The organism is Pseudomonas avellanae BPIC 631, assembly GCF_000444135.1.
In the GTDB taxonomy this organism is placed as follows: Bacteria; Pseudomonadota; Gammaproteobacteria; order Pseudomonadales; family Pseudomonadaceae; genus Aquipseudomonas; species Aquipseudomonas avellanae.
This window is the reverse complement of the sequence record NZ_ATDK01000052.1, coordinates 29,962-51,226: the sequence shown is the minus strand read 5'-3', so window position 1 is coordinate 51,226 and position 21,265 is coordinate 29,962. Positions and strand designations below refer to the sequence as shown.

The 21,265-nt window shown below is 59.9% G+C and carries 17 protein-coding genes and 2 pseudogenes; 7 read left to right on the top strand and 12 right to left on the bottom strand.

Annotated features, from left to right (window positions below; translation table 11 throughout):
* Positions 1-50 precede the first annotated feature (50 nt).
* The 3 genes from plsB to DW49_RS0103615 all read left to right on the top strand — a co-directional run bounded on the left by plsB (position 51) and on the right by DW49_RS0103615 (position 3,665).
* Positions 51-2,303 (top strand): glycerol-3-phosphate 1-O-acyltransferase PlsB, encoded by a 2,253-nt coding sequence (gene plsB, locus DW49_RS0103625; protein ID WP_024421097.1) that lies wholly within the window; start codon positions 51-53, stop codon positions 2,301-2,303.
* Between the two features lie 111 nt (positions 2,304-2,414).
* Entirely contained in the window at positions 2,415-2,765 is a 351-nt protein-coding gene (locus tag DW49_RS0103620; protein WP_005615943.1) for a YbaY family lipoprotein, read from the top strand.
* 210 nt (positions 2,766-2,975) lie between these two features.
* Positions 2,976-3,665, top strand: a complete 690-nt coding sequence (locus DW49_RS0103615) for a DUF4197 domain-containing protein (RefSeq protein WP_003377762.1) — start codon at positions 2,976-2,978, stop codon at positions 3,663-3,665.
* Positions 3,666-3,695: 30 nt separating this feature from the next.
* Here the strand turns inward: DW49_RS0103615 and DW49_RS1000000132765 are convergent.
* Positions 3,696-6,762, bottom strand: a pseudogene (locus tag DW49_RS1000000132765) (efflux RND transporter permease subunit).
* A 5-nt stretch (positions 6,763-6,767) separates the two neighbouring features.
* A pseudogene (locus DW49_RS01000000128010) lies at positions 6,768-7,804 on the bottom strand (efflux RND transporter periplasmic adaptor subunit).
* Between the two features lie 91 nt (positions 7,805-7,895).
* On the opposite strand from DW49_RS01000000128010, the gene DW49_RS0103600 reads away from it, so the two are divergent.
* Complete coding sequence (locus DW49_RS0103600) at positions 7,896-8,549, top strand: TetR/AcrR family transcriptional regulator (RefSeq protein WP_005615936.1); 654 nt, start codon at positions 7,896-7,898, stop codon at positions 8,547-8,549.
* Position 8,550: 1 nt separating this feature from the next.
* On the opposite strand, the gene DW49_RS0103595 is transcribed toward DW49_RS0103600, so the two are convergent.
* The gene (locus tag DW49_RS0103595) at positions 8,551-9,360 is read right to left on the bottom strand and encodes a class I SAM-dependent methyltransferase (protein ID WP_024419711.1); all 810 of its coding nucleotides are present in this window, start codon (positions 9,358-9,360) and stop codon (positions 8,551-8,553) included.
* A 96-nt stretch (positions 9,361-9,456) separates the two neighbouring features.
* Here DW49_RS0103595 and DW49_RS0103590 point away from each other — a divergent pair, with 96 nt between their 5' ends.
* On the top strand, positions 9,457-10,080 hold the full coding sequence (locus DW49_RS0103590) for a hypothetical protein (protein ID WP_005615934.1): 624 nt from the start codon (positions 9,457-9,459) through the stop codon (positions 10,078-10,080).
* A gap of 85 nt (positions 10,081-10,165) precedes the next feature.
* Here DW49_RS0103590 and DW49_RS0103585 read toward each other — a convergent pair whose 3' ends face one another.
* The 6 genes from DW49_RS0103585 to ppc form a co-directional block, all read right to left on the bottom strand.
* Positions 10,166-10,855, bottom strand: a complete 690-nt coding sequence (locus DW49_RS0103585; protein ID WP_005615933.1) for an extensin-like domain-containing protein — start codon at positions 10,853-10,855, stop codon at positions 10,166-10,168.
* A gap of 141 nt (positions 10,856-10,996) precedes the next feature.
* Positions 10,997-11,860: a DUF72 domain-containing protein gene (locus tag DW49_RS0103575; RefSeq protein ID WP_024419713.1), complete on the bottom strand. Its 864-nt coding sequence runs from the start codon at positions 11,858-11,860 to the stop codon at positions 10,997-10,999.
* A gap of 2 nt (positions 11,861-11,862) precedes the next feature.
* On the bottom strand, positions 11,863-12,174 hold the full coding sequence (locus DW49_RS0103570; RefSeq protein ID WP_024419714.1) for a hypothetical protein: 312 nt from the start codon (positions 12,172-12,174) through the stop codon (positions 11,863-11,865).
* A gap of 223 nt (positions 12,175-12,397) precedes the next feature.
* Positions 12,398-13,072, bottom strand: coding sequence for a tRNA (adenosine(37)-N6)-threonylcarbamoyltransferase complex dimerization subunit type 1 TsaB (tsaB, locus tag DW49_RS0103565; protein ID WP_003377745.1), 675 nt, complete (start codon positions 13,070-13,072; stop codon positions 12,398-12,400).
* 87 nt (positions 13,073-13,159) lie between these two features.
* Positions 13,160-13,807 carry an adenylate kinase gene (adk, locus tag DW49_RS0103560; protein WP_005615930.1) on the bottom strand — a complete coding sequence of 216 codons (648 nt, stop codon included), beginning with the start codon at positions 13,805-13,807 and terminating at the stop codon, positions 13,160-13,162.
* 279 nt (positions 13,808-14,086) lie between these two features.
* Entirely contained in the window at positions 14,087-16,723 is a 2,637-nt protein-coding gene (ppc, locus tag DW49_RS0103555; RefSeq protein ID WP_005615929.1) for a phosphoenolpyruvate carboxylase, read from the bottom strand.
* Positions 16,724-17,100: 377 nt separating this feature from the next.
* On the opposite strand from ppc, the gene DW49_RS0103550 reads away from it, so the two are divergent.
* Positions 17,101-17,514, top strand: a complete 414-nt coding sequence (locus tag DW49_RS0103550) for a DUF4398 domain-containing protein (RefSeq protein ID WP_005615927.1) — start codon at positions 17,101-17,103, stop codon at positions 17,512-17,514.
* Between the two features lie 58 nt (positions 17,515-17,572).
* Complete coding sequence (lptF, locus tag DW49_RS0103545; protein WP_003377736.1) at positions 17,573-18,355, top strand: lipotoxin F family OmpA-related lipoprotein LptF; 783 nt, start codon at positions 17,573-17,575, stop codon at positions 18,353-18,355.
* Between the two features lie 78 nt (positions 18,356-18,433).
* Here the strand turns inward: lptF and DW49_RS0103540 are convergent, their stop codons facing one another.
* From DW49_RS0103540 to DW49_RS0103530, 3 genes are all read right to left on the bottom strand, one after another.
* Entirely contained in the window at positions 18,434-18,754 is a 321-nt protein-coding gene (locus tag DW49_RS0103540) for a PA3694 family proteiin (protein ID WP_024420969.1), read from the bottom strand.
* Positions 18,751-19,647: an alpha/beta hydrolase gene (locus DW49_RS0103535; RefSeq protein WP_005615924.1), complete on the bottom strand. Its 897-nt coding sequence runs from the start codon at positions 19,645-19,647 to the stop codon at positions 18,751-18,753. Before DW49_RS0103535 ends, DW49_RS0103540 begins: the two co-directional genes overlap by 4 nt.
* Positions 19,648-19,897: 250 nt before the next feature.
* Positions 19,898-21,223 carry a flavohemoglobin expression-modulating QEGLA motif protein gene (locus tag DW49_RS0103530; RefSeq protein WP_005615921.1) on the bottom strand — a complete coding sequence of 442 codons (1,326 nt, stop codon included), beginning with the start codon at positions 21,221-21,223 and terminating at the stop codon, positions 19,898-19,900.
* Positions 21,224-21,265 lie beyond the last annotated feature (42 nt).

The following is a 21,265-nucleotide window of genomic DNA, read 5'->3' as shown; positions in this document are numbered from 1 at the left end:
AAACTCAAGAGAAACTATGAAAGCGTCATAGCAATGGCCTGCGCTTTTCTGTGGCTACCAATGTGAAACGGGAACAGACCCTAGGGCGTCAGGACAAGCGCGGCGCGCCGCCGACACTCGAACGTCTGGTGGCGGCGGTCAGCCAGAACCCCACCGAAGATGCGCAGATCATTCCGGTCAGTGTGTTCTGGGGTCAGTCGCCCGATCATGAGTCGAGCGCCTGGAAGCTGCTCTTCGCCGACAGCTGGGCGGTGACCGGTCGCCTGCGCCGCCTGGTGAGCATTCTGATTCTGGGCCGCAAGACCCTCGTGCAGTTTTCCGCACCGATTCACATGCGCGAACTGGTTGACCAGAACAAGGGCCATGAGCTGACGCTGCGCATGAGCCAGCGCCTTCTGCGTACGCATTTCCGCAACCTGAAAAGCGCCGTGATCGGCCCGGACGTGTCGCACCGCCGCACGCTGGTCAAAGGCCTGCTGGACGAGCCGCTGGTCAAGCAGGCGATCATCGAAGAAGCCGAGCGTGAAAACATCACCCAGGAAAAGGCGCGAGAACGCGCACTGAGTTACGGCAACGAGATTGCCTCGGACTACACCTACTCCGTTATCCGCTTCATGGAAGTGGTGCTCAGCTGGTTCTGGAACAAGATCTACGACGGCATCAAGGTCAGCCATATCGAAGGCGTGCAGGAAATCGCGCCGGGGCATGAAGTGATTTATGTTCCGTGCCATCGCAGCCACATTGACTACCTGCTGCTGTCGTACCTGCTGTTTCGCAACGGCCTCACGCCGCCGCACATTGCTGCAGGCATCAACCTGAACATGCCGGTAGTCGGCAGCCTGTTACGGCGCGGTGGCGCGTTTTTCATGCGTCGGACCTTTAAGGGCAGCCCGCTGTACACCGCCGTTTTCACTGAATACCTGCACACGCTGTTCACCAAGGGGTTTCCGGTCGAATACTTTGTCGAAGGCGGTCGTTCGCGCACCGGGCGCATGCTGCAACCGAAAACCGGCATGCTCGCCATTACCTTGCGCAGCTTTTTGCGCAACTCACGAATGCCGATTGTGTTCATCCCCGTGTACATCGGTTACGAGCGCGTGCTGGAGGGCCGTACGTACCTGGGCGAACTGCGCGGCGCGACCAAGAAGAAAGAGTCGATCTTCGATATTTTCAAAGTCATCGGCGCGCTGAAACAACGCTTTGGCCAAGTCTCGGTAAACTTCGGCGAACCGATCAGGCTGGCCGAGTTTCTGGATAGCGAACAACCGGACTGGCGCGAGCAGGAGCTGGCACCGCAATTTCGCCCCGACTGGCTGAGTGAAACCACGCACCGGCTCGGCGAGCGTGTGGCCCAGCATCTGAATGAAGCAGCAGCGGTCAACCCGATGAATCTGGTGGCCATCACCTTGCTGTCGACGCAAAAACTGGCGCTGGATGATCAGGCCATGGAGCGTGTGCTGGACCTGTACCTCACCCTGCTGCGTGCCGTGCCGTACTCGCCGCACACCACATTGCCGGAAGGCAATGGCCGCTCGTTGATCGAACACGTCAAAGGCATGGACCTGCTCGCCGAGCAAAAGGATGCGCTGGGCAAGATTCTGTACCTGAACGAACAGAATGCGGTCCTGATGACGTACTACCGCAACAACGTTCTGCACATCTTTGCTCTGCCCTCGCTGTTGGCCAGCTTCTTCCAGAGCTCGTCACGCATGAGCCGCGAGCAGATCCTGCGTTACACGCATGCGTTGTACCCGTACCTGCAATCGGAACTGTTCATCCGCTGGCCGCTGAGCGAGCTGGACGAGGTCGTCGACCAATGGCTGGCGGCGTTCGTCGAACAGGGCCTGCTGCGTTTGAGGAACGATGCCTACGTGCGCCCGGAGCCCAGCTCCCGCGAATTTGTGTTGCTGACCCTGTTGTCGCGGGCCATCGCGCAGACCCTGCAGCGCTTTTACATGGCTATTGCCTTGTTGCTCAACAGCGGACCCAACACGCTGAACCCCGAAGAGCTGGAAGACCTGTGCACGGTCATGGCCCAGCGCCTGTCCATTCTGCATGGCCTCAATGCGCCGGAATTTTTCGACAAGAGCCTGTTCCGCCACTTCATCCAGACCTTGCTGGACATGCGCGTGCTGCGCAAGGACCGCGCCGGCAAACTGAGCTATCACCCGATGCTGGGCGAATTGGCAGAAGGTGCGGCCAAGCGCGTATTGCCTGCCGAGATACGCCTGTCCATTCGCCAGGTCGCCTTGCACAGCAATGAAGAAGAGCAAAATGCAGGAGACGAGTCCGGTGCCGCGTAGGGCTTTTCCGCAATTTGACAGGGATCTTTAGACGGGGTTTTTCTGCGCGCTGGCATGGGCTAGGGTGTGGTTTGTACCAACGAATGGTGCCTATCAAATAAGGAAATTGAGATGTCCAGCGAATCCCTGGTACGCCTTCAAGGCGAAGTTTATTACCTGCCCCGCATCGCGCTGCCGACAGGCTGCGAGTTGACCATCACCTTGAGCGACATCAGCCTGGCGGATGCACCGGCAATTGAAATTGATACCTGCAAAAAAACGGTCACCCACCAGGTGCCGTTGCCGTTTGAACTCGGTTATGCCGTTGACCGCTATCCTGTACCGGGTCACAGCTATGCCTTGTCGGCGCGAATCGAGCAAGAAGGTCGGTTGATCTGGATCAACGACACCGTGCACCCGATCGAACTGACCAACGAGAATCAGAGCGGCTTGAAGATCAAGGTCATTCAGGTCAACGGCTGATTGGTTTCACGTTAGTTAAAAGCTTACTTCGACGGCGCGTTTTCAACGCGCCGTCGTCGTTTCGCGTGGTTTCATCCTCTTCGGCATCGATCGACGCCTTTTGCCCCCGGGTTTCGAGTGCCTGTCACGACTTCCTGATACGCTTGCTTGCGTACCGCGCCATTATCGACTCGGGTCCAGACTGGAACCCACTCTTACAAGGACGCTCTCATGCCTCGTTTTTCGTTTACCTTCGCTGCCCTGTGCGCCGGCCTTTTGCTGTCGGCCAATGTTTTCGCGCTGTCGCTGAGCGACCTTTCGCAATCGGACGCTACCGGTGGGCTCAAGGATGCCCTGACCCAGGGCGCGCAGGTGGCAGTCAAGCAACTGGGCGTTCCCGGCGGTTTCAGCAAAAATGACGAGGTGCGCATCGAGCTGCCAGGGAAGCTTGGCCAGGTGGCGAAAAAGATGAAAATGCTGGGCATGGGCACTCAGGTCGACCAACTGGAAACCAGCATGAACCAGGCGGCAGAAGCGGCCGTTCCGCAAGCGCAGGCGCTGCTGGTAGATGCAGTGAAAAAGATGAGCGTGACCGACGCCAAAGCCATTTTGGGCGGCGGCAAGGATTCGGCCACCCAATACCTGAACAGCACCAGCCGCGAGCAGATTCGCGCCAAATTCCTGCCAATCGTCAAGAAGGCTACGGATCAGGTCGGCTTGGCGCAGAAGTACAACGCATTTGCGGGCAAGGCAGCGGCACTTGGCGCGCTGGACAGCAAAAGCGCCAATCTCGAAAGCTACGTGACCGAGCAAGCGCTCAACGGGCTGTTTGAAATGATCGCCAAACAGGAAGAAAGCATCCGCGCCAACCCGGCAGCTGCCGCCACCGGCCTGGCGAAGAAGGTCTTCGGGGCGCTTTGAGCGAACCTGCCGCAGCGGGTGGGTAACGGTCTATTCATCCCCCCGTTTCACCCTGAACCACGCGGCATACAGCGCGGGCAGGAACAGCAGGGTCAGCGCCGTGGCGACGATCAGACCACCCATGATAGCCACGGCCATCGGGCCGAAAAACAGGCTGCGTGACAGCGGTATCATCGCCAGCACTGCGGCCAGAGCAGTCAGCACGATCGGGCGGAAGCGGCGCACGGTGGCATCGATGATCGCGTGCCATTGGTCCAGCCCGGCGGTGATGTCCTGCTCGATCTGATCGACCAGAATCACCGAATTGCGCATGATCATTCCGGACAGCGCGATGGTGCCCAGCATGGCCACAAAGCCGAACGGCTGATTGAAGATCAGCAGGAACAGCGTGACGCCGATCAGCCGCCAGGGGCGCGGTGATGAACACCATGAGCATGCGCGAGAAACTGCGCAACTGAATCATCAGCAGTGTCAGCACCACCACGATGAACAACGGCATACCCGCATTCACCGAGTTCTGCCCCCGCGCCGAGTCCTCGACCGTACCACCCACTTCCAGCAGATAACCGTCAGGCAGCTCAGCGCGCACCGAATCCAGTGTCGGCAGGATTTGTTTGACCAGGGTGGCCGGTTGCCCCTTGCCATAGATGTCGGCGCGTACAGTGACGCTCGGCAGGCGGTTGCGGTGCCAGATAACGCCCTCTTCAAAACCGTAATCGAGGGTAGCCACCTGCGAAAGCGCAACGCTGGTACCATTTTGCGTCGGGATCGCCAGGCTGGACAGCGCGCCCAGTTGCTCACGTTCGTTGCGGGTGCCACGCAGCAGGATGTCAATCAACTCGTCATCATCGCGAAACTGGCTGACGCTGGAGCCGGTCAGCGAGTTGCGCAGGAATGCCGAAAGGTCCGCCGTGGTCACGCCCAGCGCCCGCGCACGGTCCTGATCGATGTTCAGGTGCACGACTTTGCTCGGCTCTTCCCAGTCCAGATGAACGTTGGCGACGTGAGGGTTTTCACGGACCCTGTCCTGCACCTTGCGCGCCAGCGCCCTGACCACTTCGATGTGCTCGCCGGTTACCCGGAACTGCACCGGGTAACCAACGGGCGGGCCGTTTTCCAGACGTGTGACCCTGGAGCGCAGCGTCGGAAACTGCTCATTCAGGCTGGAAATAAGCCAGCCACGAATGGCTTCGCGGTCTTCGATGCTGCGAGCCAGCACCACAAACTGGGCGAAGCTGGGCGCAGGCAATTGCTGGTCCAGCGGCAGGTAGAAGCGCGGCGAACCGGTGCCCACGTACGCCACATAATTATCGATACCCTGATGATCCTTGAGCATCTGCTCCAGCCGTTTGACCTGCTCTGCGGTATTGGTCAGCGAAGCACCTTCGGCCAGTTTCAGGTCAATCATCAGTTCCAGACGGCCCGAAGCAGGAAAGAACTGCTGCGGTACGAATTTGAACATCACCACCGACAACACAAACAGCCCGACCGTGGCGACAATCACCGTCTTGCGTCGCCTGACACACCAGCCGACCAACGCGCGTACCCGCTTATAAAACGGTGTGGCGTAAGGGTCGGGGGCGTCGCTGCCGTGCCGGGAGGCGTGTCGCTTGGCCAGGTCCGGCAACAGTCGGTCGCCCAGATACGGCACAAACATCACCGCAGCGATCCATGACGCGATCAGCGCGATGGTCACGACCTGAAAGATCGAACGGGTGTATTCGCCAGTGCTGGATTGTGCGGTCGCAATCGGCAGGAAACCGGCAGCGGTGATCAACGTGCCGGTGAGCATCGGGAACGCCGTGCTGGTCCAGGCGAAGCTGGCCGCCTTGAGCCGGTCGTAGCCCTGCTCCATCTTGATCGCCATCATTTCCACGGCGATGATTGCGTCATCCACCAGCAAACCCAGGGCCAGCACCAGCGTACCGAGGGAAATCTTGTGCAGGCCGATGCCCAGGTAGTAGATGGCGGCAAAGGTCATGGCCAGCACCAGCGGGATGGCCAGCGCGACCACCATGCCGGTGCGCACCCCCAGCGAGAAAAAGCTCACCAGCAGCACGATGATCAGCGCTTCTGCAAGCACCTGAATGAACTCGCCGACGCCGGTCTTGACCGCTGCTGGCTGATCGGACACCTTGCGCAACTGCATCCCGGCCGGCAGGTTTTTCTGCAGGCGGGCAAATTCGGTCTCCAGCGCGCGCCCCAGCACGAGGATGTCGCCGCCGTCTTTCATGGCCACGGCCAGCCCCAGGGCGTCTTCGTTCATGAAACGCATGCGCGGCGCAGGCGGATCGTTGAAACCACGGTGCACCTCGGCCAGATCGCTGATCCGCAGCGTGCGATTACCGACACGCAGCAGAAAATTACGAATTTCATCCACGGTCTGAAAACGACCACTGACATGAACCTGAATGCGCTCGCTCGAGGTCTCGTAGAAACCCGCCGACGACACCGCGCTCTGCGCCTCCAGGGCTTGCTGGACGTCTTGCAGCGGCAGGCCCAGGGTGGCCAGCTTGACGTTCGACAGCTCGATCCAGATTTTCTCGTCCTGCAGGCCGATCAGTTAGACCTTGCCGACGTTCTTGACCCGCTGCAGCTGAATCTGAGTGCGGTCGGCGTAATCCTTGAGCACCGCGTAATCAAAACCCTCACCGGTCAGTGCATAGATGTTGCCAAAGGTGGTGCCGAACTCATCGTTGAAAAATGGCCCCTGAACGCCGGGCGGCAGGTTCTGGCGAATGTCACCGATCTTCTTGCGGATCTGATACCAGAGCTCCGGCAAGTACGCCGAAAACATCGAATCGCATGCCACGAAGGTGACGGTCAATTCGTCGGGCCGCGAAAACGAGGCGATACGCTCATATTCACCGGTTTCCATGAGCTTCTTTTCAATGCGGTCGGTGACTTGCCGGGCAACTTCCTCGGCACTCGCGCCGGGCCACAGGGTGCGGATTACCATGGCTTTGAAGGTGAACGGCGGGTCGTCGCTTTGCCCAAGCCTGGTGTAGGACACAGCACCCACGATTGCCAGCACTATCATCAGATACAGCACCACCTGACGATGACACAACGCCCATTCGGAAAGATTGAAATGCATCGTGCCTACTCCCTGGCGGCCAGTTTCACAGCGCGATTGTTACGGTCCACCGGACGAATCAACTCGCCCTCGCGCAGCACATGTACACCGGCAGCAACGACCCAATCGGTGTCTTTCAGCCCGTCCAGCACAGGCACCGATTCCTGACCATACGGGCCCAATTGCACGAGCACGCGCTTGATTGTGCTGTCAGGGTTGAGTCGCCAGACATAACTCACGCCGTTCTCCGCGCTGACTGCCGAGAGCGGCACCGCCAGTGACGCAGCCTGATCGGAGGCGATGAATACCCGGGCGCTCTGGCCCAGGTCGGCCGGCACCTGCCCTCCGGCAAACGCCACACGGGCGGCAAAGGTTGGGGAGCGCGGATCCGCCGACGGCGACAGCTCGCGTATGCGCCGCGCAAAATTCTGCTCCGGCAAGCTGATCGACACTTCGCGTTCGCCGTCGGCGGCCAAGGTAAACGCCGTCTGCCCGGCGGCAACCACCTGCCCACCTCGACAGACCGTCTGGCGATCACACCGTCCTGCGGGGCGCGGAGCACGCTGTAGCCGGTCTGATTGTCGGCCACAGTCAGTTCGGCCTTGATCTGCTTGAGCCGCGCTTCACCCGACCGATAGAGGTTTTCTGCGTTGTCGTACTGCGAACGGCTGACCATCTGCCGATCCAGCAGGGTCTTGTAGCGATCCCGATCAGCGCGGACCAGTTGCAGATTGGCCTCTGCGGCGCTGACCTGGGCACGGGTGGCCTCCAGTTGCAGGCATACGTCCTACGCATCCAGCTCGGCCAGCGCTTGATTGGCCTTGACCCGCTGCCCTTCCTCGACCAGGCGCTTGCTGACCTTGCCGGAAATGCGAAACGCCAGATCAGGCTCGAAACGCGCGCGCACCTCGTCAGGAAAGCTGTCCACTGACTGCGCGGACGGCAGCGGTTGCACCACCATGGCCGGGCGCACGACCAGCGGCGCCGTGACCTCCTGACCACAGGCGGCGAGCAACGCAATCAGGCACAACGGCACGACGAGAGGACGGGCATCGCTAAACATGGTGTGAACCTTGATGAAAGCAGGCTTGGAATATTTGTATTGGCGAGTATATTTAAAATTATAAAACTCACCAGTACATTATTTAGGTCCCATGCCCACTATTCAGCAACACGGTGACGCCCCGAACCCAGGCCCCGGCCGCCCCAAGGACCCGGAGAAGCGTAAAGCCATTCTGCAGTCGGCGAAGAGCCTGTTCATCAGCAACGGCTACGCGAACACCAGCATGGACGCGATCGCCAGCGCAGCCGGGGTCTCCAAGCTCACCGTCTACAGTCACTTCACCGACAAGGACACGCTGTTTTCAGCCGCCGTGGTGGCGCGTTGCGAGGAGCAGATGCCTGCGGCACTGTTCACGCGGGCCGAAAGCTTGAGCACAGAAACCGCGCTGTTGAACATCGCCCGCGCCTTCCAGAACCTGTTCAACAGCCCGGAATCGCTGGACCTGCATCGCCTGATGGTGACCCTGGGCACCCAGGACCCGAACATTTCGCAGATCTTTTTCGAGGCCGGCCCGCAGCGGCTTATCGCCGAAATGGAAAGCGTGCTGGTTCAGATCGATCAAAACGGCAGTCTGCGCATCGAACACCCGACACGCGCCGCCGAGCATTTTCTGAACATGATCAAGGGTGTGCACAACTTCCGTCTGCTGGTCGGCTGCGCTGCACCGGCCGATCAGGACATGGCCGAGGAGCATGTCCGGGAAGTCGTGATGTTGTTCATGCGCGCCTACCGCCCGGACGCTTGAGCTACAGGTCCGGCGCTTGCTCGACAGCCTTGGGTTTCAGGGCTTTTCGGGGATAGATGTCATAACGGCTGGACTTGCCGTCCAGCGCGTAACCCGGCTTGGGGCCGTCGATACACGGCGCCTTGCGCGGCCGTTTGACCACCACGCGATGGGTGGCAAGCGCCAGCGCCGCCGCAAGCAACGCTGGCGCGTCCATGTCATCGCCCACCAGCGGCCGGAACAGGCGCATTTCCTTCTTCACCAGCGCGGTTTTTTCCCGATGCGGGAACATCGGGTCAAGGTAGATGACCTGCGGCGGCTCACCCGCCCAGCTTCGAATGATCTCGATAGAGTTGCCGGTCAGCAGGCGCATCCGGGCGATGATCGGGCCGATATCACGGTCGCTGCGCCCACGCGCCAGGCCATCTTCGAGCAGCGCGGCGATGATCGGCTGGCGCTCGATCAGGCTCATCTCGCAGCCAAGGCTCGCCAGCACGAAGGCATCCTTGCCCAGGCCCGCCGTGGCATCCAGCACGCTGGGGCGAACACCTGGCTGAATGCCGACTGCCTTGGCAATCATCTGCCCGGTGCCGCCGCCAAACAATCGCCGATGGGCGACCGCGCCTTCGACAAAGTCGACCCGCACCGCGCCCGGCACGTCGTCGCCCAATTGCTGCAATTGCAGGCCATCGTCGGTCATTTGCAGTGCAAAATCTGCGTCGGCATCCTGCAACGGCAAGCCCAGACGCTGCGCCCATTGCGCGGCGTGTTCTTGCCCGTCGATTGCCAGCGCTTCAACCCGGATACGACTGCCTGCTTGCTGCTCGGTCATTACGTTTACACACTCAAAAATTGTTAATGATCGGCAAAATCTGCCGATAACCAAGTATCCGGCATTTTGCCAGACCCAAGGCCAGTACTGATCGCTATGTCAGACATTGTTCAATCATCCATCGGCTATTTGTCGCACTCAGGCGACTTTAGCGTTCGCAACAGCCGCACACTGGGTGGTGTGACGCAGCTGTGGTCGGATGCATTTGCCCGGGCGATGGCGGATCAGGTCAGTGAAAGCACTCCCGTACCCGTGCACCCAACGGCTGTGGAAGTGGATGTTGAAACAGGCGAACCGGTCGCTGGCGCAAAAACCCTGAGCAAAATTGTCGAGCAACGTACCTGCCCGGTGACTGACACCGAGGTCAAACCACCTGAACCTCTGTTTCTGCCAATCGCCGAATTTGACCTCGAGCTGCTGCCGCCGCCTGCCGAGCCTTTCAGCATGGCGGAAATGATCGAACAGCAACGTAGCCTGGAATTCGAGAACCACTGGGTGCGCCCGACCGTTCTGAGCCCTTACGACGACAGCGTCAAACCAGGCCCCGGCCCGCAACCACGCCCATTGCACATGCCGATCGCCGAACTTGAATGGAACCTGGCCGACAAGCCCGCCCTGCCACTGGACGAGCAGACCATTGCCGCCCAACAACGCCAGTTCGACTACGAAAACGGCTGGGCCCGCCCACTGATCCTGCAAAACCTGAGGATGGCGGCTTGAAGCTGCAAGCCTCAAGCTGTTAGCTGGAAGCTAGAAGCGACTTGGATCAAAGCTTGAGGCTTGCAGCTTAAAGCTTAAAACCGCCCTACCTACATACCCGCCACCTCCCCATGTCCATGTGAAAATGATCGCGATGCGCGGCGTTGTACTGTGGTCCGAGCACGGTGCTGAAGTTCTTGCACGCGCCGTCGCGGACCAGCGTCAGAAAACGCCCTTTGTCGCCACTGTCGCCCCAGTCCCTGAGCAGGTTGATCCGCTGGCCGTCAGCAAGGCGGAAGCCCGCGATATCCAGCGCGTTGGCGGTCGCGTGCTGGCTGAGGCGGCTGTTGGCGCGGTTGTAGATGTTGCGGCAGGCGAAGCTGCCCAGATGATCGATTCGCGCGACCCGCTGGCCAAAGACTGCCTGCGCGGCGGGCTGCAAGGTATGAATATCGAACAGCGCATAGGCCACTGCCAGCGGGCAGCTGGCCAGAAAGCTGCTGCTCAGCGCCACATCACCCCCCTGGATACGCAACGTGTTCTCCAGCGGGCATTGTACAGAAGGGGCGCTGTCGGCCTGACGACTGAAACGCAGCCCCGAAGCGCTCAGCACCTGATCGCACAGCGCCGGGTCGTCGCGCAATCGTGACAATTTGTAAGAGGTCAGGAAGTTGGGCTCGGCTCGCACATCCAGCGGCGCCCAAGGGTTCCAGCGCGCAGGCACATCGACCCAGCCGCGCCAGACAGCCAACACCATGCCTGCACAGAGCAGCAGGAAGATCAGCAGCACGCGCATGCCTGGTCCTTGACCTGATCCTCAGGGGCAAATTGCAGGGCATGGTTGAAAGTGCCGGTGTAAACGTCAAAACGGCGCAATTGTGAATCCATCTGCACGCTCTCCACAGAGTCAGGCGCTATCAGCCTGTATCTGCAGACCTCAGAGCAAGCCCAACTGTTCCACCTGCGGCCCGCGATCCAGTTCAGGCAATGCCGGCAAGCCAGGCAAGCGCAGCATCAATTGCTCGTGAAAACGTCTGGCCTGCTCGGGGGCCTTGAGGTTGTCGGGGGTGTGCAGAAACACATAGGGCGTGTGGCCCTCTTCGATCCATACGGCGACCTTTTCCACCCATTGCACAAGAAACTCATTATTGGCCTCCAGGTCCGGGCCGCCGATGAAGCGGACCTGAGGGAACGAGGTCAGCGCCGCTGGGCGTGGCGGCACCTTGGGTTTCTTGGACTGGGCGTGGAGCACGGCGGGGTCGCTGGACACGCAACTGAACAATGCGCGCGAATCGAGACAGATGCGCTCAACACCTCGATCAAGCAACAGGCGATTGAGCATACGCTCCTCGTCACCCTTCATGAAAAACGCCATATTGCGCACTTCTACTGCCAGCGGCACGTTCAGCTCGTCGATAAAACCGACCAGTTCGGAAAGCCGCTGCGGGGTGAAACTGGCGGGCAATTGCAGCCAGAACGGCGCGATCCGGCCACCCAACGGTGCGAGCAGGCGAATGAATGCTTCTGCCGCGCCGACCTGCTGACGAAGGTCGCCATAGTGGCTGATGTCTTTATGAAATTTGGCCGTGAAGCGAAAGTCTTCAGGCATTGTTTCTGCCCAGCGCTGCACAGTCGTAGCAGCGGGCCGTGCATAGAAGGTAGTGTTGCCTTCAACGACGTTGAACACCTGCGTGTAGAAGCTCAGAAAATCAGTGGGACGGGCATCTTCGGGGTACAACGAATCACGCCAGGCGTTTTCACTCCATGACGGACAACCGAGGTAGTAAGGCAGGCGAGTCACAATCAAACGTGAAGGTCGAGCCCCGATACTTCAAGGTCCCAATCTACAAAGCTGGCAGTGGTCAGGTAGCTGGCCAGCGCATGGGCGACACGAGAGCTCATGGAGCGCGGAAAGATGATGTCATGCGGACGCGCAGGCACGTTGGCGGTGCTGCCAACAGGCGAATCACCCGATTCACGACGAGCTTGCGCCGCAGGTGGCGGCAACTCGGCATCAACCACGACTTCCTCAAAAGTACCTTCAACGGTAGAAGGCGTTTTTTGCGGCTTTCGCTTGATCGGGTAAGAGCGTTGTGAGGGTCCGTCTATGCGCATCGATTATATACTCGGTGTCGATAGTGGCAATTTAGCATCACTGCACGGCAGTTCGCAAATTACTTAACAATAACTAGACCACACATATTGCAAATTGTTTTCGCGAAATGAGATTTAAGAGCATTCAGACGACAAACGGTAGATGGCTAATTGATAGTTTTCTGCTGAGGGCACTCATTCCGGGAGTTGCGCCAGGCATTGAACATCAATGCGCCTGCACTTATCAACGCGCCTTCGGCGTGGCGACCTTGTCACGCAGGTAAACCGGCTGTGCATCGTCTGCCGGCAAGGCTTCGCCACGGTGCCAGGCAAAGGTGGCAAGGGTCAGCAGGTCCTGTGCATGGGGCAGCATGCTTGCATCGTGACCTGCCAGGCTGACCGGAATACGCTCGGCATAGCCCCAGCCCGTCCCCGAACCGAACCATTGCCCGCTGGCGTCCACCGGCAGCGTCGCCAGTTCGGGAGCCATGACGGCTTCGTTGCCGAGCAGACGCATTTCGCCGGCAGTCTCGCGGTAACAGCCCCAGTAAACTTCATCCATGCGCGCATCAATGGCCGATGCGACCTGGGAAACGCCATGCTCACGAAACGCGCGCTGGGCCAGTACGGCAAGATTGGACACGGGCAGCACCGGACGTTCCAGCGCGAAGGCCAGACCTTGCACGACACCGATGGCAATACGCACGCCAGTGAACGCACCAGGGCCGCGGCCAAAGGCGATGGCGTCCAGCGCCGACATCGCGACGCCCGCCTCGGCCAGCAGGTCCTTGATCATGGGCAGCAGCCGCTGGGCGTGCAGGCGCGGGATCACCTCGTAGTGGCTCAGCACCTTGCCGTCATGCAGCAAAGCGACTGAGCAGGCTTCAGTGGCGGTGTCCAGGGCCAGCAAGGTGGTCATCGGTGTTTCCGTATTGGTGAAAAAGTGGCGCAGTATAAATGACAAATGGCCCGCAAGCGGGCCATTTTATCAAGCAGGCTTTACACCTCAGCTCAGCGCTACCAGTACTTTGGCGGTAATCTCTTCAACCGAACCAACGCCTGGAATGTGGCTGCACTTGGGCTTGCCATTCTGCGCTTCAAGCTTGCTGTAGAACGCTACCAGTGGCTTGGTCTGGTCGTGATAGACCTTCAGGCGCAGGCGCACGGTTTCTTCGACATCGTCCTTGCGCTGCACCAGCGGTTCGCCAGTCACGTCATCGACACCTTCGACCTTCGGCGGGTTGAAGATCGTGTGATAGATGCGGCCGGAACCTTCGTGAACACGACGGCCCGACATGCGCTTGACGATTTCTTCGTCATCCACGGCGATTTCGAGCACGTGGTCGATTTCCAGACCCGCCTTCAACAGGGCTTCTGCCTGAGGAATGGTGCGCGGGAAGCCGTCGAACAGTACGCCGTTCGCGCAATCGGGCTCGGCCAGGCGGTCCTTGATCAGGCCGATGATCAGGTCATCGGAAACCAGATTGCCGGCGTCCATGACGCTTTTGGCTTTCAGGCCCAGCTCAGTGCCGGCCTTGACCGCAGCGCGCAGCATGTCGCCAGTCGAAATCTGCGGAATGCCGAACTTTTCAGTGATGAATTTTGCCTGAGTACCTTTACCGGCCCCGGGAGCTCCTAGCAGAATCACGCGCATCGTCATGCTCCTCAAAATTTTTATAGTGAAATCAACGGATTCGCCTCGGGGGCCAATCTAAAAATAATCAGGCCAACAGGCCGAAAGGCTGATCAAGATACACAGCCGACAGGGGCCGCACAAGCCGCCAAAAGTCGCATTAACCGCCTGCGCACCGGCTTGCGTGCCTTGATTGTCGAGCTGGGTGATCTGTATCAACGTTTCCGGCAGGCTGGCCTGCGAAGCCGGTATTGCCACCGCCGGACCGAAACGACCCGACGACAGCAGCGACGCGGTTGCTTAACCGGTGTTACGCAGGCCGGCAGCAATACCTGCCACAGACACCAGCAGCGCCAGTTCCAGAGGGCTGTCCAGACTCGCTTCGCGATTGCGTGAGCGGGAAAGCAGCTCGGCCTGAAGCAAATGCAGCGGGTCGAGGTAGGCGTTGCGCAGACTGATGAACTCAAGCGTTTCAGGGCTATGAGCCAGCAGTTGCGTCTGGCCGGTCAACCCCAGCACGACATTGCAGGCCTGCGACAATAGGTCGCGTAAATGTGCGCCCAAATTTTGCAGCTCAGCGGTCACCAGACGTTCGTCGTAAAGTCGGGCGATGTCTGCGTCGGCTTTGGCGAGGACCATTTCCAGCATGTCGATACGGGTTCTGAAGAACGGCCACTGCTCTCGCATCTGCGCCAGCACCTCGCCTTCGCCGCGCTCCAGCGCCTTGCTCAACGCAGCCTCCCAGCCCAGCCATGCGGGCAGCATCAGGCGCGTCTGGGTCCAGGCGAATATCCACGGAATAGCGCGCAGGCTCTCCACGCCCCCCTCGCGACGCTTGGCCGGCCGGCTGCCCAACGGCAAGCGGCCCAGTTCCTGCTCGGGCGTCGCCTGGCGGAAGTATTCGACAAACTCGGGGTTCTCGCGCACCACCGCCCGGTAGGCACTGACCCCGTCGCTGGCCATCTGGTCCATCATTGTGCGCCAGGCTGGCTTCGGGGGTGGCGGCGGCAACAGCGTTGCTTCCAGCACGGCAGCCAGGTAGAGATTGAGGTTCTGCTCGGCGATGTCTGGCAGGCCGAATTTGAAACGAATCATTTCGCCCTGCTCGGTGGTCCGGAAGCGCCCGGCGACCGACCCCGGTGGCTGCGACAGGATCGCCGCATGCGCCGGACCGCCGCCACGCCCGACCGTACCGCCGCGGCCATGGAACAGCAGCAATTCAACCTGTTGCTCGCGACAGATCTCCACCAGCTTTTCCTGCGCCCGGTACTGCGCCCAAGCGGCCGCGGTGGTGCCAGCGTCCTTGGCCGAGTCCGAGTAGCCGATCATGACTTCCTGCGGCCCCTGCAAACGTGAGCGATAACCCGGCAGACCCAGCAGCGTCTCGATCACCGGCCCGGCGTTGTCCAGGTCGGCGAGGGTCTCGAACAGCGGGACCACACGCATCGGCCGTTGCAGCCCGGACTCCTTGAGCAGCAATTGCACGGCCAACACGTCGGATGCGGAACCGGCCATCGAGATCACGTAGGACCCCAAGGACGCTGCTGGCGCTGCCGCTACTTCTCTACAAGTGGCCAACACTTCGGCCGTATCGGTTGCGGGTTTGAAGTAGCTCGGCAGCAACGGCCTGCGGTTATTCAATTCGCGCAGCAGGAAGTCGATCCGGGTCTGCTCATCCCACTCTTCGTAGCGACCCAGCCCCAGGTAATCGGTGATTTCGGTCATGGCCGCGCAATGCCGCGTTGAGTCCTGACGCACATCCAGACGCACCAGAAACAGGCCGAACGTGACCGCACGACGCAGGCAGTCAAGCAGCGGCCCGTCGGCGATCACGCCCATGCCGCACTCGTGCAGCGACTGGAAGCACAGCAGCAGCGGGTCAAGCAGCTCGCGGTTGTCGCGCAGCACCGCTTCCGGCGCAGGCAAGGTCTCGGTCAGCGAAGCGTTGGCCCAGTTACGTGTTGCACGCAGACGCTCGCGCAGGCGTTTGAGCTCGGCACGATAAGGCTCGGCGCTGTCGCCCACACTGGCGCGCAGTGCGTCGCTGGCCTGTTGCATAGACAGCTCGGCGGCAAGGTTGTCCACGTCGCGCAAATACAGGTCAGCGGCCATCCAGCGGGCCAGCAGCAAAACTTCACGGGTCACGGCGGCGGTAACGTTCGGGTTGCCGTCACGGTCGCCGCCCATCCAGGAGGCGAATCGGATCGGCGCAGCTTCCAGCGGCAAATGCAGGCCAGTGGCGGCGTGCAGCACGTGGTCAGCCTTGCGCAAGTAGTTCGGAATGGCGTGCCAGAGGGAATGCTCGATGACCGCAAAGCCCCACTTGGCCTCGTCGACCGGTGTCGGCCGGATACGCCGAATCTCTTCGGTGTGCCAGGCCTCCGCGATCAGACGCTGCAAGCGCGAGGTAATCTGCGCGCGCTCGGCGCTGTTGAGGTCGCGATGGTCCAGCGCCGCCAGTTGCGCGGCAATGGCGTCGTACTTCTGGATCAGCGTGCGGCGGGCAACTTCGGTGGGGTGAGCGGTCAGCACCAACTCGATTTCCAGCTTGCTCAACTGGCGCGCCAGGGTTTCAGGCTTGTGACCTTCTGCTTTCAGACGATCAAGCAATTCGGACAGCACCCGCGACTCGAACGGCAGCGGCTGCGCATCGTCACGCCGGTGCATGAGCTGATATTGCTCGGCAATGTTGGCCAGGTTGAGAAACTGGTTGAAGGCCCGGGCTACCGGCAGCAATTCGTCATCCTCAAGCCCGTCGACGCTTGAACTAAGCTGCTCTGCACCTTCTGCGGAGCCGCGCCTGCCGGCCTTGGCGCCCTTGCGAATGCGTTCGATCTTGTCGAGGAATTCAGCCCCGCGCTGCTCACGAATGGTATTGCCCAGCAGCTCACCCAGCAGGTGAACGTCTTCGCGCAGACGCGCATCGATATCGGCCATCGTTCCCTCTCCCGGTTATTGTTTGGGCTCAGTTGCGTATCCGTTCAACACGAGCTACGTGAATTCAAATCCGCGTTGCCAACAGTGCACCAAAAGGCGGTATTTCGCCAAATGCTTAGCGCAAAAAGCTGTGTTGGCGTGCCCGGCCTGTTCGCCAACAGAGCCTTTTGAGATGTCGCCCGACATACAGGCAGTCGGTCGAGCGCCGTTGAAAATTCCTGACCACTCGAAAAATATTAATCTGAACTATTCAAAAACCCCGCAGGTCGGAGCCATTAACCATTACAGGAAAGCCCGAAAGGCAGCAGGCGTTGTACGACCTCATGCCCGGACTTGATGCAACAACTGTCATGGATAACCACGTTCGGAGTCATACAATGGAGTTGATCACCATGAACACCCTTACTGCCAAAACCAAGTTCCAAGGCCTGCGCGGGCTCAAGCTGGCTGCGCTGGCAATCGGTAGCACGTTCATCCTGGCCGGTTGCGCAGGGAACCCGCCATCCGAGCAGTACGCGGTTTCTCAATCGGCCGTAAACAGCGCCGTCAGCGCCGGTGGCACCGAGTTCGCAGCCGTAGAGATGAAATCGGCTCAAGATAAACTCAAGGCTGCTGACCTGGCCATGCAGGATCACAAGTACGACGAAGCCCGCAAGCTGGCTGAACAAGCCGAGTGGGACGCTCGTGTAGCGGAACGCAAATCTCAGGCTGCCAAAGCCAACAAGGCTGTGCAGGATGCCCGTCAGGGCGTGAACGAACTCCGTGAAGAAGGCCTGCGTCAGGCGCAGTAAGCACCTCGCCACCCTTCTGTTTTCATGAATTCGTAACTGATTAAAGGACGACCTTATTATGCGTAAACAATTGATGATACCTGCTCTGCTGGCCATGAGCGTTGCGTTGGCAGCCTGTGCAACCAAGCCTAACCCTAACCTGGAGCAGGCCCGCAGCAACTTCACCGCGCTGCAGACCAACCCTGAGTCCACCAAAGTCGCCGCCCTGGAAACCAAGGACGCAAGCGAATGGCTGGCCAAGGCAGAACAGGCTTTCCGTAACGATGACGACGTCAAGAAAGTCGATCAGCTTTCTTACCTGACCAACCAGCGTGTTGAGCTGGCCAAGCAGACCATCGCCCTGCGCACTTCCGAAGCCGCTCTGCAGAACGCTTCTGCCGACCGTGCCAAGGCTCGCCTGGAAGCACGTGACGCTCAAATCGCTGCGCTGAAAAACAGCCTGAACGCCAAGCAGACCGAACGCGGTACGCTGGTGACTTTCGGTGACGTGCTGTTCGACTACAACAAGGCCGAACTGAAGCCGACCGCCCAAGGCGATATCGGTAAGCTGGCTGCGTTCCTGCAGGAAAACACTGACCGCAAAGTGATTGTCGAAGGCTACACCGACAGCACCGGTTCGGCTTCCTACAACCAGTCGCTGTCCGAGCGCCGCGCCAATTCGGTTCGCATGGCACTGGTACGCATGGGTGTAGACCCGGCGCGCGTTGTGACCATGGGTTATGGCAAGGAATATCCGGTTGCTGACAACACCAGCAACTCGGGCCGCGCCATGAACCGTCGTGTGGAAGTGACCATTTCCAACGACAACCAGCCTGTTGCACCACGCTCTTCGATGAAATAAGCGACCGAGTTGTTGCACCCAAGCCCCGCCTGCGTACGCAGGCGGGGCTTTTTTATGGGTGAATACTTTTCAGCGGGGTTATTGCTGCGGCGTTGGCTGGCCTGCACAGCGTACCGCCTGCCTGCGGTCGTCAATCAGCACGCCGGACAAGCCCTTGCGAGACGTATCGAACAGCACCAGCACGCCGTCGATGCACTGCGCAACTTCAGCGGCGGGCGTCGCAGCAATCTTGTAATCCTCGCCAGGTACGGTCTTGAGCAAGGTGAATTCACTGAGCAACAAGGCGTCTTCAGGTTTGGCGAAGTGCAGGTAGCCGTAGAACCATAGGCAGCCGACTGTACCGATGACTGCGCCGACGCCGGTCAGGATCATGCCGTTCACGTTAAGATCATCACTCATTGTGCGGGCTGTTTTTCAGGGGTCGGAAAATTGGGCACTTCGGCCAGACGACGCAGGCCATTGAAGTGCTCGGGATCTTCAAGGTAGCGCAGCATGACCTGACGCCACAGGGGGTCGCCAAAGGTCTGTGCATGCTCGCTGCGGGTCAGTTGCAGCACCCGCGGGGGTGGTGCCGCCTTGTACAGCTCGATGCCATTGGCGAGCGGCACGAGTGTGTCGTCCATGCTGTGAAAAATCAGCATCGGTGTACCGGCCAGTTGCGGCAGGCCTTTCACCGCACTGTCGGCGTCGGGGATCAGCCATGACAATGGCGTTTTCAACGGCCAGGTCAGCCAGGATTTGCTCAGTGAGTTTTGCGCGACACTGCGGTAGCTGGCCGGCACGCTGTCCAGCACCAGTGCTTTCACTCTGGAGCGTTCTTGCGGGTGCTGCGACAGGTAATGCACTGCCAGCGCGCCGCCAATGCTCTGCCCCAGCACCACGAGCGGCTTGCCTTGTACTTGCGGCGTTGCGTTCAGCCAGTCGAAAGCCGCCTGAACATCCTGATAGATCGCCGGCAGACTGGGCTCGCCCTGCGACTGGCCGTAGCCGCGATAGTCGATCATCAGGACCTGATAACCCTGCTCGGGCAGCCACCAACTTCCCCCCAGATGCCATGAAAGATTGCCGCCGTTGCCATGCAGGTGCAACACCGTACCCTTGACCGGCACACCTTCTTTGACCGGCAGCCACCAGCCATGCAGGCGCGTGCCGTCGGCAGCGGTGAGGTTCACGTCCTGATACTGCAGCCGCGCCTTGTCGGGCGTGAACGGCAGGCCGTGCTCCGGATAGAACAGCATTGAGCTGCAACCGGTGAGGCTCAGGATCAGGACGAAGATGCCGATCAGTTTCAAATGGGGGGTTCCTTGAAGTCTCAGTGCTATCCAGCCCCAGAGTGTAGGAGCTTCAGGAGGTTACGACGACTGCGATAGGCTGCGAAGCGGCCCTGAAACCGGTGACCTTGGTTGTGACTGATACACACTGTGCACAGGTTTTGCTGCCGGTTCCCGGCAGATCGCGGACAAGTCCGCTCCTACAAAAAATGGAGTTCCCGGCTAGCAGCCAAGCGTCGCCCGGTCCGCTCCTGCAAACAATGATCAACGGCTACAAAATATTCGAGTAATCCGCTTCGATTCGGTCCAGGCTCAGGTGGTTGAGGAAGTTGGAGAAGCACATCCAGGCCGACAATGCGTTCATGTCACGAAACTGCTCTGGCAGGTACTTGGGTGCGACCACAAGCCCTTCATCTACCAGTTGGCGCAGGGTACGCATGTCTTCCAGTGTGGTTTTGCCGCAGAACAGCAGCGGTACCTGTTCGAGTTTGCCTTTGCGCACCGCCAGTTGAATGTAGTTGTAGACCATGATGAAACCCTTCAAGTATGAAAGGTCTTTGGTGAACGGCAAGCCGTTCGGTACCGAGCCGCGAAACACCCGGCTGGCGTTGCCATAGCTCTCCGACATGCCGAAACCCTGCTCGCGATAAAACTCGAACACCTGCAGAAAATCAGCGCCCTGCTCGGCCATGTGAATGGCGCGCGTACGGTTGGTCAGTTTGCGTAGACGGCTGGGGTAGGAGGCAAAGGCAATGACTTCCATGAGAATCGCCAGCCCTTCCTGCGTCACCGTCGACGAGGGCGGGCCTTTGGACAGGAAGGTGCAGATCGGCTGGTTTTGCCCGTTCAGTGTGGTGCCGACGTGCACCAGACCTTCGTGAACCTCCAGCGCTCGTACATCCCGCTCGTTGAACATCGCATCGGAGCGGATCTTGATGTAGTCGGCACCGGCCGCCGCATCGGCGACGATACCGTCGGACTCGAACACCCGAATGGTTTCTTCGGCCTCGCCAAACACTCGGTTCAGGCGCGACTGCAGCAGCGAAACAGCGTCTTTGGCCGTGAGAATTTTCGGCTCGTCTTTCAGGTCACCGCGCCCGGCAATGTTATTCAGATAATCCGAGAGCATCAGGCCCAGGTCAGCCAGGGTCGGGTCACCGGCGTGAAAGGCATCGGACGCCGCGCCGTACAGTTCCTGAGAGATCAGCCCGAAATCGGGAGTGCCGCGCGCTTCGAGCATGCGCACCACCATGCGGTACTCGCGGCACATGCGCCGCATGATCTGCCCGACCGGGTTGAACTGCCCAAGTTGACGTGTCACGTCCCGCTCGATGTTCTGAAACTCTTGTTTCAGGGCCACCGAATCGAAACCCAACGGGCGGTTTTCGTAATAGACACGGTCTACAGCAGGGAGCGCCTTGCCTTTGGCAGCGAGAAAGTCCTTGCGAACCGTGTCATCCCATTTCACTGCATCCAGAATGCGAATCGGCGTCTGTGCAACGACGATCCGATCCGATAAAGCACGAATAGTCTGTTGATACTCGTCCACCGGTACTCCTTGGCTGGCGGGCTTTTGCCCTGCTGCAGGGTGGCGCATGAATAACGTGCCACCTGTAGAAAAATATCGGATCTGGCAAGA

Bases quoted from the DNA above. Each gene is read 5' to 3' on its own strand.
- DW49_RS0103620 (WP_005615943.1), top strand. From the start codon at position 2,415: ATGTCCAGCGAATCCCTGGTACGCCTTCAAGGCGAAGTTTATTACCTG.
- DW49_RS0103615 (WP_003377762.1), top strand. From the start codon at position 2,976: ATGCCTCGTTTTTCGTTTACCTTCGCTGCCCTGTGCGCCGGCCTTTTG.
- DW49_RS0103600 (WP_005615936.1), top strand. From the start codon at position 7,896: ATGCCCACTATTCAGCAACACGGTGACGCCCCGAACCCAGGCCCCGGC.
- DW49_RS0103595 (WP_024419711.1), bottom strand. From the start codon at position 9,360: ATGACCGAGCAGCAAGCAGGCAGTCGTATCCGGGTTGAAGCGCTGGCA.
- DW49_RS0103590 (WP_005615934.1), top strand. From the start codon at position 9,457: ATGTCAGACATTGTTCAATCATCCATCGGCTATTTGTCGCACTCAGGC.
- DW49_RS0103585 (WP_005615933.1), bottom strand. From the start codon at position 10,855: ATGCGCGTGCTGCTGATCTTCCTGCTGCTCTGTGCAGGCATGGTGTTG.
- DW49_RS0103570 (WP_024419714.1), bottom strand. From the start codon at position 12,174: ATGCGCATAGACGGACCCTCACAACGCTCTTACCCGATCAAGCGAAAG.
- tsaB (WP_003377745.1), bottom strand. From the start codon at position 13,072: ATGACCACCTTGCTGGCCCTGGACACCGCCACTGAAGCCTGCTCAGTC.
- adk (WP_005615930.1), bottom strand. From the start codon at position 13,807: ATGCGCGTGATTCTGCTAGGAGCTCCCGGGGCCGGTAAAGGTACTCAG.
- ppc (WP_005615929.1), bottom strand. From the start codon at position 16,723: ATGGCCGATATCGATGCGCGTCTGCGCGAAGACGTTCACCTGCTGGGT.
- DW49_RS0103550 (WP_005615927.1), top strand. From the start codon at position 17,101: ATGGAGTTGATCACCATGAACACCCTTACTGCCAAAACCAAGTTCCAA.
- lptF (WP_003377736.1), top strand. From the start codon at position 17,573: ATGCGTAAACAATTGATGATACCTGCTCTGCTGGCCATGAGCGTTGCG.
- DW49_RS0103540 (WP_024420969.1), bottom strand. From the start codon at position 18,754: ATGAGTGATGATCTTAACGTGAACGGCATGATCCTGACCGGCGTCGGC.
- DW49_RS0103530 (WP_005615921.1), bottom strand. From the start codon at position 21,223: ATGCGCCACCCTGCAGCAGGGCAAAAGCCCGCCAGCCAAGGAGTACCG.